This is a genomic window from Pseudoalteromonas sp. (assembly GCF_036960685.1).
Taxonomy (GTDB): domain Bacteria; phylum Pseudomonadota; class Gammaproteobacteria; order Enterobacterales; family Alteromonadaceae; genus Pseudoalteromonas.
The window spans coordinates 110,916-126,313 of sequence record NZ_JBALXK010000006.1 but is presented as its reverse complement, the minus strand read 5'-3'; the positions used below and the strand labels follow the sequence as shown (position 1 = coordinate 126,313).

Sequence of the window (15,398 nt, the reverse complement as noted above, 5' to 3'; positions counted from 1 at the left end):
CACCAGAGGCGTGAAAAACAAAGATGGCAATAGATGTTAAAAAGTTAGTCGTTCATTATGTAGACAAAAAAGACGACGATACACAAATTCATTTGCGCAATGACGAAATGGCAGTGAATGAAAAAGTCGCTGTATTCATCGAGCAACTTCATCACGCATACAACGGCAAACCAGGTAAAGGTTTTTGTGCTTTCAGTGGTGATAAAAACTCTGTGGTTGCCTCAGCGATGCAAAGCTACCGTAATCACGAGCTTGGTTTTTGGCACATGACCGAGCAAGCTACAACGGTTTTAAAAGAAGAGTTAAATAAATACGCGTTTAACGAAACCGGTTATTTAATTTTTTGTCATTACCAATATGTAGCCACGGACTATATGCTGATTGCTATGATCAACATCAAAGAGCATTACTCAATTACTTCTGATCTTGATTTAGCGTCGTCGCGTCATTTAGATATTTCGCGCATGCAACTTGCGGCCCGCATTGATTTAACCGGTTGGGATACGCAAGCAGAAGACAATCGCTATATCTCCTTTATAAAAGGCCGAGCAGGGCGCAAAGTCGCCGACTTCTTCTTAGACTTTTTAGGCTGTGAAGAAGGGATTGATCCAAAACAGCAAAGCCAAGTGATGCTTAATGCCGTGGAAGATTATTTATCAGAGCAACAATTCGATAAATCAGAAAAAGACGACCTACGTAAGCAAGTGTTTGATTACTGTAATGACTGCGTCACCACCGGCGAAGATGCCAACGTTAGTGAATTATCAGCAACGCTCACCAAAGGCGACGACAACCCGTTCGAAAGCTTTTGCAAAGAGCAAAGCTATGATTTAGAAGAGTCATTCCCGGTCGATAAAAAAACCGTTACCAGCATGGTTAAATTCTCCGGACTTGGTGGCGGCGTGAGTATCAGCTTTGAGCGTAAACACTTAGGTGAGCGCGTCATGTACAACGAAGCTACCGATACTTTGGTGATTAAAGGCATACCACCTAATCTTAAAGACCAACTACAACGGTTTATGGAAAGTGAAGACTAAGCCGTCAATTTAAGCTTTAAGTGGTAAGTTTTAAGCAGATTTGAGTTAGTTGAAAGCGTGGTGTTTACACCGCGCTTTTTTGCTTACTTGTGATTGTTGGTTTTCTTTAGATCAAAATTTATAAAATTAAAATGATTAGCTTAAGGACACAGCTAGATGTTTTGGAGAAAGAAAAAACAATATATGTTTCCGCATGATTATACTTCCTTCACTGAGGGGTTGTTTGTTGTGTGTGAGTTAAAACATTCAATTAGTTTTATCGAAGTGTGTAATCATAATGGGGTGCAGCACTGTATAAACCGAAAAGCAACAATGAAGCAGTTACTATCGAATCATGATGGTAATTTGTACTTCAGAGGTTTTTGCAAAGAACTAAAAGATATTCGAGTTTTTGAGTTGTTAATGCCTGAGTATGAAATTGACGGACAGCTTCAAGTCATTTCACAATGGTTTTTTCGGTAACAGGTGAAACTAAGTATTCGTTTACACAACGTTGCTATAGACAATCACCTAAACTAATGTGGCAAGGGGAGTGTGAAGTCACATTTTTTATCGATGTTTGCACTACAATCGAAAATGGTCAATTGAAAGAAATATGCATTAAAAGAAAATTTGATGCACTTAAACTTTATACAGATTCAAAAGATAACTTCTTTGTTGAATTCACTGATTTGAATATTAATAAGAATATTCGTACTTACCCGCTACCATTAAAATTCACCACAGGAGAATCAAGCTACCTTTTTGAAGAGTGGTGTAAAAATATTCTTGGTTTTAAAATTTGGAAATTTTTCCCTTCGGAAAACTAATATAACCTGAATAATAGCTCCTTAAAAATTGTTGATAAATAAGCTAGATGGAATACCCTAAGCCTGTGATTGCTATTAAAAAAGCCGCGTTAATTTTCATTAACGCGGCTTTTTACTGTGCTTTTAAGCTAAACCAAAGGTGTTAATCAACACTCATAGTTTTAGTCATTGCAGCATTTGCACGACCAGCTGGCTTGATAGAGCCGGCACGTAAGCCGCTATCAGGAATAGCTTCACGTTTGTCGTGTGCCATCGCTTTAGGCGTGTGGGTAACGTCACTATCTGCAACGGCAGTAGGTTGTGCCATTGGCGCACTTGCTTTACCTGATGTGATCACTGTTTTAGTGTGCGCGACAGGTTTTGTAGTAGGCTTAGTCTCTGTCATTGGTGCAGCTTCAACTACTTCTGGAGTAGCTTCAACAACTGGTGCTTCTTCAACTACTTCTGGAGCAGATTCAGCAGCAACAGGTGCTTCTTCAACTACTTCTGGAGCAGGTTCAGCAACAGGTGCTTCTGCAACTACTTCTGGAGCAGGTTCAGCAACAGGTGCTTCTGCAACTACTTCTGGAGTAGGTTCAACAACAGGTGCTTCTTCAACTACTTCTGGAGTAGCTTCAACAACTGGTGCTTCTGCAACTACTTCTGGAGTAGGTTCAACAACAGGTGCTTCTGCAACTACTTCTGGAGTAGGTTCAACAACAGGTGCTTCTTCAACTACTTCTGGAGTAGCTTCAACAACAGGTGCTTCTGCAACTACTTCTGGAGTAGACTCTTTAGCTGCTGGTGTTTCTACAGCTTCAGCTGTTTGCGCATCTTGCTTCGCTTTTAACTCGGCTTCATATTCAGCAGCGGCTTGGTCGGCCACAGGAATAAACGCTGGCGGTTGCGTACCTTGTGTTGGCGTAGCTTCTTCACCTTCAGGGCGACGACGGCGTTGGCCTGCTGCACGTAAATGACGTGGTGAGCGGCGTGAACGTGTACGTGTTTGGCCTTGCTCTTCATCAGTTTGTGCTGCGTCTTGCTCGCTAGGTGCCACTTGCTCACTAGGAGTTGCTGATTGTGCAACTTTTTGCTCAGGTGCATCTACAGGCGCAGCTTCAGCAGCTGCTTTCACTTCTTCGCGTTGTGTTACAGCTGGCTTAGCTGGTTTTTCATCAACAACTGGCGTAGCTTGCTGTTCAGCGTCATTGTTTGTTGCAACTGCTTGTTGGGCGTTTTCATCTTGCAAGCGAACTTTTTTACGTAAGTTACGGCGTTGACGACGTACTTTAGGCTTTTGCTCAGTTGCTTCAACAGCCACATCTTTAGCTGCTGCAGTGTCTTTAACGTCAGCTTTTGCTTCTGTTTTCTCTGCTACAACTTTGCTGTCATCGTTACGCGTGTCGTTGCGTTTACGAGAGTTAGGATTACGACGACGCTTATTGCGATTTTCGTTTCTTTCCTGTTGCTCGTTATTTGCTGTTGTAGCTGCTGGTGTTTCTTCAGCTACGCGCTCTGTACGCTCATTTTGTGGTTTGCCGCGCGAATTATTATTACGACGACGTTGGTTATTACGACGACGCGTATCACCCTCGTTATTACGACGTTGATTATTGCGAGATTCGCTCGATGGTTTTTGTTGCTGTTGTTTGCTTTCAGTCTGCTCAGCAGGTGTTGCAAATAAAGCCTTAAACCAATTACCAATAGCAGTGAACAAGCTTACTTGCGGTTGTGCTGCAGCACTTTGTGGCGCTGCTGGTGTTACTTGAGCTTGTTGTGGCGCTGGTGTTGAAGGCATTACAACGCCTTTTAACACTGGCTCTTCACGTACTGCAACCGTTGGCGTTTTTGATGTTTCATACACTTCAGGCTCTGGCGCTGTAATTTGCTCGTAGCTTGCCGCTTCAATGGTTTCATCTTTACGCAAACGCATCACTTCATAGTGTGGTGTATCCATATGTTTATTTGGAATGATCACCACATCACAATTGTGACGTTTTTCAATACGGTTAACAGTACGGCGTTGCTCATTTAGTAAGTAAGCTGCAACGGCAACAGGCACTTGAGCGTTAACTTGTGAGGTATTGTCTTTAATCGCTTCTTCTTCGATTAAACGTAGGATTGACAATGCAATCGATTCGTTTGAACGAATTGTGCCTTGGCCACTACAACGTGGGCATGGGCCTTGGCTTGCTTCACCAAGTGAAGGACGTAGGCGCTGACGTGACATTTCAAGTAAACCAAAACGTGAAATTTTGCCAATTTGTACACGAGCACGATCAGGGCGAACCGCATCTTTTAAGCGGTTTTCTACTTCACGTTGATGGCGCGGTGGCGTCATATCAATAAAGTCGATAACGATTAAGCCGCCTAAGTCGCGTAAACGTAATTGGCGAGCAATTTCGTCTGCAGCTTCTAAGTTGGTATTCAGTGCTGTTTCTTCGATATCGCCGCCTTTAGTGGCTTTAGATGAGTTGATATCGATAGAGGTTAACGCTTCAGTTGGGTCGATTACAATTGAACCACCAGAAGGTAGGCGCACTTCGCGTTGGAATGCTGACTCAATTTGGCTTTCGATTTGATAATGCGTGAACAGCGGTACTTCACCTTGGTAAAGTTTTACACGGCTCATGAAGTCAGGACGAAAACGCTCAATGTGCGCTTTTGCTTCTTCAAATACACGGGCTTTATCAATCAGAATTTCACCGATATCACGACGTAAATAATCGCGGATAGCGCGGAAAATTACGTTACTTTCTTGGTGAATCAAAAAGGGGGCTTTACCGCTGTCTGATGCTTGTTGAATGGCATCCCAATGTACTAATAATGCTTTTAAATCGTAGTTTAGTTCTTCAAACGATTTACCAACACCGGCAGTACGCACGATTAAACCCATGCCTTTAGGCAGTTCTAAACGGCTTAACGCTTCTTTAAGTTCTGTTCGCTCATCACCTTCGATACGACGAGAAATACCGCCTGCACGTGGGTTATTAGGCATTAAAACAAGGTAGCTTCCAGCAACACTAATAAAAGTGGTGAGGGCTGCGCCTTTTTGGCCACGTTCTTCTTTGTCAACTTGGACAATGACTTCTTGACCTTCTTTGATCACGTCACGAATATTCGGGCGACCATGGAAAGTATAACCTTGTGGGAAGTAAGTACGGGCGATTTCTTTTAAAGGAAGGAATCCGTGACGATCAGCACCATAATCAACAAAGGCGGCTTCTAATGACGGTTCGATACGTGTGATTTTGCCTTTATAAATATTGGCTTTTTTTTGTTCGTGACCCGGGCTTTCGATATCTAAATCATACAGGCGCTGGCCATCAACCAGTGCTACGCGCATTTCTTCTTGCTGCGTCGCATTGATTAGCATACGTTTCATATTGTTACTCTACTGTGTTATGTCTCTGACATGACGAAACTTTTCGCCTGTTCAGTTGCTCCATCGCTTCTTTTTGTACAGTCTCACGACTGGATCTGTGGGGGAGCTTGGCACTGTATTCGTACACTAAGTATCTTTATGGTGCTGGCTGACAATAACGTGTTGTCACGTTATTAAATTCTATTATGGTGCCAAAACTATCGGCTGTTTTTTTACAGTGACGTATTCGAGTTCTGTCCAGAGTCGACCATTTATTAAATTAACTTAGGTGTTTTACAGTACATCTGCTGAACGGCGTATCGTACGCCGTCACTATCAGACAAATTATCTGTTCAAATTGCTTTTTTCATCAACATTAAATAACACTTCATGCTCAAACTTAACTGGCGATATATTACACGCATCGGAGTTAATTGAACGCACGTGTAAACTGGGTATGTATAAAAGCTTTGGAAAACTTATCTCGGATCTGTATGATCAATTACCCAGAATGTGCATCACGAATGTTTTAATGTGTTAAAAAGCACCGTTGTTATTTGCAAATACATATTTGCGTCGGTGATTATCCCACTATTATAACTGTGTTAGCAACTAAAATTATTTTACTTAAATCAGTGATTAGGCAATGTCAGAAAAAACCGGCTTACAAGTATCTTTCGTCACGATTACCGAAGACCATTTAGGTCAACGGATTGATAACTTTCTTATTACCCATTTAAAAGGGGTGCCTAAAAGCGCTGTATATCGAATTCTTCGTAAAGGTGAGGTGCGTGTTAATAAAAAACGCATCAAACCTGTGTATAAATTGCAGCTTGATGACATAGTACGTATTCCGCCAATTAAAGTGGCTGAGCGTGAAGAGTTTGTGCCAAAAAACTTAGATGTAGTCACCAAGCTTGAAGATGCTATTTTATTTGAAGATAAATACCTAATGGTCATTAATAAGCCGTCAGGAATGGCTGTTCATGGTGGCAGTGGCTTAAGTTATGGCTTAATTGAAGCATTACGCGTACTGCGCCCAGAAGAGCGTAGTTTAGAGTTAGTGCACCGTTTAGACCGTGACACCTCTGGCTGTTTGTTGATTGCGAAACGCCGTTCAGTGTTAACCAGCTTACACGAACAGTTACGCGAAAAAACCATGGAAAAAAATTACTGGGCATTGGTTGACGGACAATGGGATTCAAAAGATAAAAACGTCACCGAAGGGCTGTTAAAGAACACCTTACAATCAGGTGAGCGTATTGTGCGTGTTAATAACACCGAAGGTAAGCCATCTCATACCCGCTTTAAAGTGCTTGAGCGTTTTGATGAATGCTCATTGGTACAAGCATCACCGGTAACTGGTCGTACGCACCAAATTCGTGTTCACACTCAGTGCCGTGGTCATGCAATTGCGTGTGATGATAAATACGGCAACCAAGCGTTTGATGCTGCAATGCGTAACATTGGTTTGAGTCGCTTATTTTTACACGCTCATGATTTGAGTTTTTATCATCCTAAAAACGAAACAACCATGCGTGTGGAAGCACCACTGGATAAAGCCTTAGTTAATTGTATTAAAACATTACGCGCTGCCAAATCGTGAAATCGTATAAATTAGTAATATTTGATTGGGATGGCACTGTAATGGATTCAGTGCCTAAAATTGTTAACTGTATGCACCAATCGGCCTTAGCGTGTGGCGTAGCACCGCCAAGTGATGAGGCAATAAAAAATATTATTGGGTTGTCATTAGAGTGTGCGGTGGCGACGTTATTTATTGAGCATAAAACGCTTCATAGTGAGTTAATTGCAGGCTATAAACACCAATATAAACACCAAGATGTAACGCCAACACCTCTTTTTGCAGATGTTGAACCGACCTTAGCTGCGTTGCACGCGCAGGGCACACTATTAGCGGTGGCAACAGGTAAAGGCAGGGCAGGGTTAGAACGTTTGTTAGACGAAACCAAGCTTAGAAAGTATTTTGTCGCAACGCGCACCAGTGATGATGCGTTATCAAAACCTGCCCCTGACATGTTGTTGCAATTACTTTTAGAGCTTAATGTTAGCTATGCAGATGCGCTAATGATTGGTGACACTAAAATAGATATGGCAATGGCTAAAGCGGCCAACGTTGACCGCTTGGGTGTAACAATGGGGGTGCATAACGCGCTACAACTTAGCGAATTTGCGCCTATTGCCACGGTTGACTCGTATCAACAATTACATGGGCTTTTAATTAATGCGGCTGAGCTTGTTGATTAAGTACATCCAAACCAAACTCAGCCAATAACTGGTTGAGTTTGATAAGTGGTAAGCCTATTAAGCTGTTAGGGTCATCGCCGCTGAGCTTTTCAAATAAACAAATACCAAGGCCTTCACTTTTAAAGCTACCCGCGCAATTGTAAGGTTGCTCTGCATCGCAATAGGCGCTTATTTGCGCCTGTGAGAGTGTTTTAAAAGTGACGTTAAATGGCTCAACAAGGGTTTTTATTTGATTACTTTGAATGTCGTAAACACATAAGCCGGTTAAAAATGTCACTGTATTGCCGCTAAATAAGCTAAGTTGTTTAATTGCGTTTTCTTTATTGTGCGGTTTACCCAAAATTTGTTGCTTGAACACGGCGACTTGATCAGAGCCGATCACTAAACCTTGGCTAAAATGTTGTTTAGCAGCCCGGGCTTTAAGCTCACTGAGGCGTGCTACAAGCGCTTGTGGTGTTTCTTTAGGGTGTGGCGTTTCGTCAACGTCCGGTGAAAAAGTACTGAAAGGTAAATTAAATTTTTGCAATAAAGACTGACGAAAGGGTGAACTTGAGGCTAAAATAAGTGGGTGCTGCATGGAAGGCTTTCCTAATGAAAATCAGATTGAGTTAGGATAAATCAGATCCGTCGGCAAAACAAAGGAATGAATCACGAAAAACCAGCTAAAAATGGTTTTTTACTTTGACTAACCAAGTAACTATCTATATGATGCAGCCCCTATGCAAAAGGTGAAAATTCCCATCACTCTTCATCCAGGCAAAGCAGCGCAACACCGTTTAAAGTACGACGGCATTGTCCCGCTTGAAAAACTTGTCCGTTTACGGGAAGTTGTGCAGGAAGAAGTAGGTGAAATAGCGGTAAAAATTCATTGCAAAAACGACGAGCAAGGTTTCGCGGTGATTAGAGGCAATTTGTCCACACACGTAACTGTAACTTGTCAACGTTGTAATGGTGATTTAGGGTTGGATTTGGTTCAAGACTTTGTTTATTCCCCGGTAGGTGAGGATACAGAGTTAGATAATTTTCCAGAAGACTACGATGAAGTAGCACTTGATGAAAATGGTGAAATTAACGTGTTTGATTTAATCGAAGACGAACTAATTTTAGCAGTGCCATTAGTTGCTACCCACAACGAAGCTTCATGCAGTTATTCAGCAAAGCCTGCCAGCTTTGGTGTATTAAAAGCGGAAGATGATAAACCAAATCCATTTGATATTTTGAAACAACTTAAGAAAGATTCTTAGGAGAAGACTATGGCTGTACAAAAGAGCAAAAAGTCTCGTGCAAGACGCGGCATGCGCCGTTCACACGATGCGATCAGTGGTCCAACTTTAACTGTAGACCAAACATCTGGTGAGACTCATCGTCGTCACCACGTGACTGCAGATGGTTACTACAAAGGCGTTCAAGTAATTTCTAAATAAGAGATTGCTTTTATGCTGACCAATCTAACCATTGCGTTAGATATGATGGGGGGCGATTATGGCCCCCGTTCATCTATCCCCGCAGCCGTTAACGCGGTAAATGCCAATGCCAACTTAAGACTCATCTTATGTGGTAACGAAAAAGTAATATCTAAAGAACTTGAATCCCTCGATTCTTTATCCCATCCAAGATTAATTATCCGTCACTGCAGTGAAGTTGTTACTAATGGCTGTGAGCCTGCTTTAGCAGTACGCTCTAAAAAAGATTCTTCTATGCGCGTTGCCCTTGATTTAGTTAAATCAGGTGAGGCTCAAGCGTGCGTGAGTTCAGGTAACACTGGCGCATTATTGTTTATGGCGCATTACGTATTGAAAATGCTACCGGGTGTTAAACGTCCAGCATTAATTTCAGCAGTGCCTACCGAACAAAAACACCCTGTTTATTTGCTTGATTTAGGCGCTAACGTGCACTGTGATGCGCAAACATTATATCAGTTTGGCATTATGGGCTCGGTGGTGGCCGGACAAGCGCTCGGCTGTGATAACCCGAAAGTCAGTTTATTAAATATTGGCTCAGAAGACATTAAAGGCCACGAAGATATCAAACAAGCTGCGCAACTGATGCAGCAATGTGATCATCTAAATTATATTGGTTACAGTGAAGGTAGCGATATTTTTACTGGAAAGTCAGATGTGATCGTCTGTGAAGGGTTTGTCGGTAATGTGGCGCTAAAGACCTGCGAAGGCATTGCTAAACTTATCATGTTTAAGCTGACGAAAGCCTTGCAGAAGCATTTTTTCTATAAATGTTTGGCGTTTATGTTACAGCCAGTGATAAAAAAACTCTATAAACGGGTGAACCCCGACCAGTATAACGGTGCTTCTCTGGTAGGATTACGCGGTATTGTCGTAAAAAGCCATGGAAATGCCTCAGCTAAAGCATTTCATGCTGCAATCGATGAAGCTGTCAGAGAAGTCGAGCGTCAACTTCCTGAAAAAATAGCAGCTATCTTCGAGCAAACACATTCAACTAAAAAAGTCGCAACTGACGATTAATTACTTTGTCAGATGTGTACTTGAACATTTATTTATTTGTTTAATTAAAAGAGCAAAGTATGGCACAAAAAATTGCACTTGTTTTTCCAGGTCAAGGCTCACAAACCGTGGGTATGTTAAGTGAGCTTTTAGAGCAATCAGACGTTGTTAAAGCAACGTTTGCAGAAGCATCAGAAGCACTTGGTTATGATTTGGCAGCGTTAGTACTAAATGGCCCAGAACAAGAACTCAATCAAACCCATCGTACCCAGCCTGCATTATTAACAGCATCAGTGGCGATTTACCGTCAATGGCTTGCTGCAAACCCAGATACAGAAGTGACTATGGCCGGTCATAGTTTAGGCGAGTATTCAGCACTGGTTTGTGCCGATGTACTAAGCTTAGCACAAGCTGTAAAACTGGTTGAAAACCGTGGTTTATACATGCAAGAAGCCGTGCCAGCAGGCGTGGGCTCTATGGCTGCAATCATTGGTTTAGGCGATGACGAAATTAAAGCGGCATGTGCGGCGACTGCACAAGACGAAGTTGTTGCACCGGTAAACTATAATTCACCAGGTCAAGTGGTGATTGCAGGCCACAAAGCTGCTGTTGATAGAGCTTCTGAAGCCTGTAAAGAAGCGGGAGCAAAGCGTGCGTTGCCATTATCAGTTAGCGTGCCTTCACATTGTGAGTTAATGAAACCAGCTGCAGAAAAATTAGCCGCTGATTTAGCCGCTTTAACATTTAATACACCTAAGTGTGATGTAATTAATAATGTTGATGTAACTGCTGCAAATTCAGCGGATGCAATTAAAGATGCTTTAGTTCGTCAGTTATATAGCCCAGTACGTTGGACTGAAACAGTGCAAGCATTAGTTGCTCAAGGCATTACCCAAAGCTACGAGTTTGGCCCAGGTAAAGTATTGACTGGCCTTGCAAAGCGTATTGATAAAGCAATGGTGTGTGGCTCGGTAAATGATCAAGCCAGCATCAATGCAGCAAAATAAGAGTAGGAAACAATGGCAAATTTATTTTCTTTAGAGGGCAAAGTTGTCCTTATTACTGGCGCAAGCCGTGGTATTGGTAAAGCAATTGCAACCACGCTTGTAGCACAAGGTGCTAAAGTAGCCGGTACTGCAACAAGCGAATCTGGTGCTGCGAATATCAGTGAATATTTAGGTGAAAACGGTAAAGGTTATGCGCTTAACGTAACTGATCCTGCATCGATTGAGACGACACTTGCGGCGATAAAAGCAGATTTAGGCGATATCGATGTATTAGTAAATAATGCCGGTATTACCCGTGATAATTTACTTATGCGCATGAAAGACGCTGAATGGGACGATATCATTGATACTAATCTAAGCTCTATTTTCCGTTTATCTAAGGCTGTATTACGCCCAATGATGAAAAAGAAAAATGGCCGTATTATTAATATCGGTTCAGTTGTTGGTACAATGGGCAACGCAGGTCAAGCTAACTATGCAGCAGCGAAAGCGGGCGTAATTGGTTTTTCTAAGTCACTAGCACGTGAAGTTGCTTCTCGTGGCATTACGGTGAACGTGGTCGCACCTGGTTTTATTCAAACAGATATGACTGATGAGCTTACAGATGAGCAAAAAGCAGCTACGCTTGCTAATGTTCCTGCTGGACGTTTAGGTCAACCGGATGAAATTGCCGCAGCTGTATGCTATTTAGCATCTGATGCAGCAGCGTATGTGTCGGGTGAAACCCTGCATGTAAACGGTGCAATGTACATGGTATAGGAACTTTGTTCCTTTTTTGTTTTTAATAAGTTTGTCGAAAAATGTTGAATTTTTTGTGATCTTGCTTTAAACATACTTGAATTCGCATTGAAAATAAGCGATAAAAGACACAAATAACCCTCAAGAGGTTTGACCAGATAAATATTTATCAGCAAATCCTTGAATCACAGAATTATGCGCCGTAAACTACGCCGCAATCTGAAAATAACGCATTGGCGTTTTTAATAAAGGAAAGAAGAATGAGCGACATCCAAGAACGCGTAAAGAAAATCATCATTGAGCAACTAGGTGTTAAAGAAGAAGAAGTAAAGCATGAAGCTTCTTTCGTTGATGACTTAGGCGCCGATTCACTTGATACTGTTGAATTAGTAATGGCTCTTGAAGAAGAGTTTGACACTGAGATCCCAGATGAAGAAGCTGAAAAGATCACTACAGTACAAGCTGCAATCGATTACGTAACAGCTCACGCTGAGTAATCAATCGCACATTAAGGGCAGCATTCGCTGCCCTTAATCTATCCATAATATGATACTAATTAATTTAGTACACACCCACCTAAAATAATAATTCCCTTATTGGAGGCAACCCGTGGCTAAACGTCGAGTAGTCGTAACTGGCTTAGGAATGTTGACACCGCTAGGTAACGATGTTGAATCAACCTGGCAAGGCTTGTTAAATGGCAAAAGTGGTATTCAAACTATCACGCATTTCGATACTTCAAGTTTTGGCACCAAATTCGCAGGTTTGCTGAATGATTTTGATGCATCTAACTATATGTCACCTAAAGATGCTAAGAAAATGGATTTGTTTATCCAATATGGCATAGCAGCGGGTGTGCAGGCACTACAAGATTCTGGCCTTGAGATCACAGAGCAAAACGCACCGCGCGTTGGTGTTGCTGTGGGTTCAGGCATTGGTGGTTTAACGCTGATTGAAGAGAATCACATCAAACTATTAAACAGTGGCCCACGTAAGCTTTCTCCTTTTTACGTGCCGTCGACCATTATCAATATGATCTCAGGTCATTTATCGATTATGCACGGTCTTCGTGGTCCAAATATTTCAATTGTTACAGCATGTACCACAGGTTTGCATAATATCGGCCATGCGGCGCGTATGATTGCGTACGGTGATGCTGATGCAATGGTAGCCGGTGGTGCTGAAAAAGCGTCTACACCGATTGGCATGGGTGGTTTTAATGCCGCACGTGCTTTATCAACGCGTAATGATGATCCACAAGCAGCGTCTCGTCCGTGGGATAAAGACCGTGATGGTTTTGTACTAGCTGATGGCGCAGGTGTGATCGTACTTGAAGAGTATGAACATGCGAAAGCCCGTGGTGCTAAAATTTACTCTGAGTTAGTTGGTTTTGGTATGAGTGGCGATGCATATCACATGACATCACCACCTGAAGATGGCTCGGGTGCTGCACTTGCGATGGAAAATGCGCTCAATGATGCGGGCGTTAACGCTGAGCAAGTGGGTTATATCAATGCCCACGGTACTTCAACCAACGCCGGTGATAAAGCAGAAACCTCAGCAGTTAAATCAATCTTTGGTAATGCAGCAAAAGATGTGATGGTGAGCTCATCTAAATCTATGATGGGTCATTTACTCGGTGCAGCAGGCTCTGTTGAATCAATTATCACTATTTTGTCGTTACAAGATCAAAAAGTAACCCCGACAATTAACCTCGATAATCCTGACGAAGGCTGTGATCTGGACTATGTTCCGCATACAGCACGTGATGCGAAATTAGATTATGCATTATGTAACTCGTTTGGTTTTGGTGGTACTAATGGCTCGTTGCTATTTAAAAAGGTATAATCTTTTTTAACAACGAGACAAAATAATAGCCCAGTTGTGACTGGGCTTTTTTATATGCAAAAAAAAACAAAAACCGATGCAAATAATAATTTTTACTGATGCAACAAGCACAGTGAGTAATAAAGACCGAGGCTTGAATTATGGCGATGGCTTTTTTACTACCGCAAAAGTGCACAATGGCGAAGTTGAACACTGGTCGTTACATTGTGCGCGCTTAGAAGAGTGTGCCGCACGTTTAGGTTTCGATGCGCTTGATATCGCCGCGCTAACTCAAGCCGTTGACGAGTATCTTCAAAGTGTGTCTCTGGGTGTGTTAAAAATCGTTGTCACTCGGGGCGAAGGCGGGCGAGGCTATGCATTGCCTGAGCAGCCGCAAACTACTATTTTGTTATCACAGTTAACGTTTCCTGAGCATTATAATTTGCAAGCGCAGCAGGGGATAAAACTTGCAGTAAGTCCTATAAAGCTTGCTTCACAGCCATTACTTGCGGGTTTAAAAACATTGAACCGCTTAGAGCAAGTCATGATCAAACGCGCGATGAACGAACAAACATGTGATGATGTGTTGGTTTGTGATTACCACAACAATGTGATTGAAGCCTCTGCCGCGAATATTTTTGCCATTAGCAATGGTCGCGTTGTCAGCCCAAATTTACAAAACTGTGGTATCAAAGGGGTTTATCTGCAATCACTGTGTGATAAATTAGAGATTGAATTTATTGATATTACATTGCCTGAATTATTGCAAATGGATGCGGTGTATCTGTGTAACAGTTTAATGGCCGTAGTGCCTGTTATAGCTATTGCTGATACTGAGTTTGATTTAACAACTAGTTTAAAACTATTGCATGGTTATTTAGCCAAGGAGTCTGTGTGTTAAGAGTGATTATCTCTATCGTGTTGTTAGCATTGCTGGTCACAGGCATTGGTTATCAACAGTTACAAAGCACTATCAACAGTACATTAGCTGTTCCAGCGAGTACGCTATTTGAAGTTAAAAAAGGCACTGGGTTTAATCAATTATGCCAACAGTGGCAAGCTAAAAAGTGGTTAGAAGGATGTTTGCGTTATCAAATACTCGCCAAGCTCGATCCAACCCTTACTGATTTAAAAGCAGGGTTATATCAGCTTGATAAGCGCACAGTGCTTGATAATATTCGTCGTATTAATCAGGGTCAGCAAGTGAGCTTTAGTTTTACTATTATCGAAGGGCAAATGCTGCGTGACGTACTGGCAAAAATAAAACGAGCCCCAAATTTACAGCAAAATTTAAAACCTACCGAGTTGGGTGTGCAAATTACGGGTATTGAACAACATTTAGAAGGTTGGTTGTTTCCTGAAACCTACCATTACCATGCTAATGATACAGCCAGCAGCGTGTTAAAGCGTGCTTATCAAAAAATGCAGACAGTCCTTGATGATGCATGGTCACAAAGAGCAGATGTATTACCGTATGAAAACCAATATCAAGCGTTGATCTTAGCGTCAATTATTGAAAAGGAAACCGGCCTTGCCAGTGAGCGGCCACTGATTGCGTCAGTCTTTAGTAATCGTTTAAACTCCAATATGCGTTTGCAAACTGATCCAACTGTTATCTATGGCTTAGGCGAAGGTTTTGATGGTGACATTAAACGTAAAGATTTAACCGCTTATACGCCGTATAACACTTACAGAATAAACGGCTTACCGCCAACACCCATTGCTATGCCATCAAAAGCAGCCATTTTAGCGGCCGTTAATCCGCCTGAGTCTGAGTATGTATATTTTGTTGCGAAAGGGGATGGCAGCCATCAGTTTTCGAAAACCTTAAAAGAACATAACAAAGCAGTGCAAGATTATTTACGTTATCAAAAACAGTTAAGTAAATTAGATTAAAGAATTTAAAACTA

The 15,398-nt window shown here is 42.0% G+C and carries 15 protein-coding genes; 13 read left to right on the top strand and 2 right to left on the bottom strand.

Annotated elements, in window-relative coordinates:
* Positions 1 to 23: 23 nt before the first annotated feature.
* Together yejK and V7783_RS07550 are read left to right on the top strand one after the other, a co-directional pair.
* Positions 24 to 1,037: a nucleoid-associated protein YejK gene (gene yejK / locus V7783_RS07555; protein ID WP_064667073.1), complete on the top strand. Its 1,014-nt coding sequence runs from the start codon at positions 24 to 26 to the stop codon at positions 1,035 to 1,037.
* 446 nt (positions 1,038 to 1,483) lie between these two features.
* Entirely contained in the window at positions 1,484 to 1,846 is a 363-nt protein-coding gene (locus V7783_RS07550) for a hypothetical protein (protein ID WP_335678188.1), read from the top strand.
* Between the two features lie 142 nt (positions 1,847 to 1,988).
* Here V7783_RS07550 and rne read toward each other — a convergent pair whose 3' ends face one another.
* Positions 1,989 to 5,210, bottom strand: coding sequence for a ribonuclease E (rne, locus tag V7783_RS07545; RefSeq protein ID WP_335678187.1), 3,222 nt, complete (start codon positions 5,208 to 5,210; stop codon positions 1,989 to 1,991).
* 625 nt (positions 5,211 to 5,835) lie between these two features.
* On the opposite strand from rne, the gene rluC reads away from it, so the two are divergent.
* On the top strand, positions 5,836 to 6,795 hold the full coding sequence (gene rluC, locus V7783_RS07540) for a 23S rRNA pseudouridine(955/2504/2580) synthase RluC (RefSeq protein ID WP_192542090.1): 960 nt from the start codon (positions 5,836 to 5,838) through the stop codon (positions 6,793 to 6,795).
* A complete protein-coding gene (locus tag V7783_RS07535) occupies positions 6,792 to 7,457 on the top strand; it encodes an HAD-IA family hydrolase (RefSeq protein WP_335678186.1) in 666 nt (221 codons plus the stop codon). Before rluC ends, V7783_RS07535 begins: the two co-directional genes overlap by 4 nt.
* On the opposite strand, the gene V7783_RS07530 is transcribed toward V7783_RS07535, so the two are convergent.
* Positions 7,432 to 8,034, bottom strand: a complete 603-nt coding sequence (locus V7783_RS07530; protein WP_335678185.1) for a Maf family protein — start codon at positions 8,032 to 8,034, stop codon at positions 7,432 to 7,434. The two genes, V7783_RS07535 and V7783_RS07530, sit on opposite strands and share 26 nt — an antisense overlap.
* Positions 8,035 to 8,176: 142 nt before the next feature.
* Here V7783_RS07530 and yceD point away from each other — a divergent pair, with 142 nt between their 5' ends.
* From yceD to mltG, 9 genes are all read left to right on the top strand, one after another.
* The gene (yceD, locus tag V7783_RS07525) at positions 8,177 to 8,701 is read left to right on the top strand and encodes a 23S rRNA accumulation protein YceD (protein ID WP_335678184.1); all 525 of its coding nucleotides are present in this window, start codon (positions 8,177 to 8,179) and stop codon (positions 8,699 to 8,701) included.
* A 9-nt stretch (positions 8,702 to 8,710) separates the two neighbouring features.
* The gene (rpmF, locus tag V7783_RS07520; protein WP_002962381.1) at positions 8,711 to 8,881 is read left to right on the top strand and encodes a 50S ribosomal protein L32; all 171 of its coding nucleotides are present in this window, start codon (positions 8,711 to 8,713) and stop codon (positions 8,879 to 8,881) included.
* Positions 8,882 to 8,893: 12 nt separating this feature from the next.
* The gene (gene plsX, locus V7783_RS07515) at positions 8,894 to 9,937 is read left to right on the top strand and encodes a phosphate acyltransferase PlsX (protein WP_335678183.1); all 1,044 of its coding nucleotides are present in this window, start codon (positions 8,894 to 8,896) and stop codon (positions 9,935 to 9,937) included.
* Positions 9,938 to 9,996: 59 nt separating this feature from the next.
* Entirely contained in the window at positions 9,997 to 10,923 is a 927-nt protein-coding gene (gene fabD / locus V7783_RS07510) for an ACP S-malonyltransferase (RefSeq protein WP_335678182.1), read from the top strand.
* Between the two features lie 12 nt (positions 10,924 to 10,935).
* Entirely contained in the window at positions 10,936 to 11,682 is a 747-nt protein-coding gene (fabG, locus tag V7783_RS07505) for a 3-oxoacyl-ACP reductase FabG (RefSeq protein ID WP_335678181.1), read from the top strand.
* Positions 11,683 to 11,921: 239 nt separating this feature from the next.
* Positions 11,922 to 12,158 (top strand): acyl carrier protein, encoded by a 237-nt coding sequence (gene acpP / locus V7783_RS07500; RefSeq protein ID WP_016707440.1) that lies wholly within the window; start codon positions 11,922 to 11,924, stop codon positions 12,156 to 12,158.
* A gap of 112 nt (positions 12,159 to 12,270) precedes the next feature.
* Positions 12,271 to 13,509, top strand: a complete 1,239-nt coding sequence (fabF, locus tag V7783_RS07495) for a beta-ketoacyl-ACP synthase II (protein ID WP_335678180.1) — start codon at positions 12,271 to 12,273, stop codon at positions 13,507 to 13,509.
* A gap of 76 nt (positions 13,510 to 13,585) precedes the next feature.
* A complete protein-coding gene (gene pabC / locus V7783_RS07490) occupies positions 13,586 to 14,389 on the top strand; it encodes an aminodeoxychorismate lyase (protein WP_335678179.1) in 804 nt (267 codons plus the stop codon).
* Entirely contained in the window at positions 14,383 to 15,384 is a 1,002-nt protein-coding gene (gene mltG / locus V7783_RS07485) for an endolytic transglycosylase MltG (protein WP_335678178.1), read from the top strand. The genes pabC and mltG overlap by 7 nt, the downstream gene beginning before the upstream one ends.
* Positions 15,385 to 15,398 lie beyond the last annotated feature (14 nt).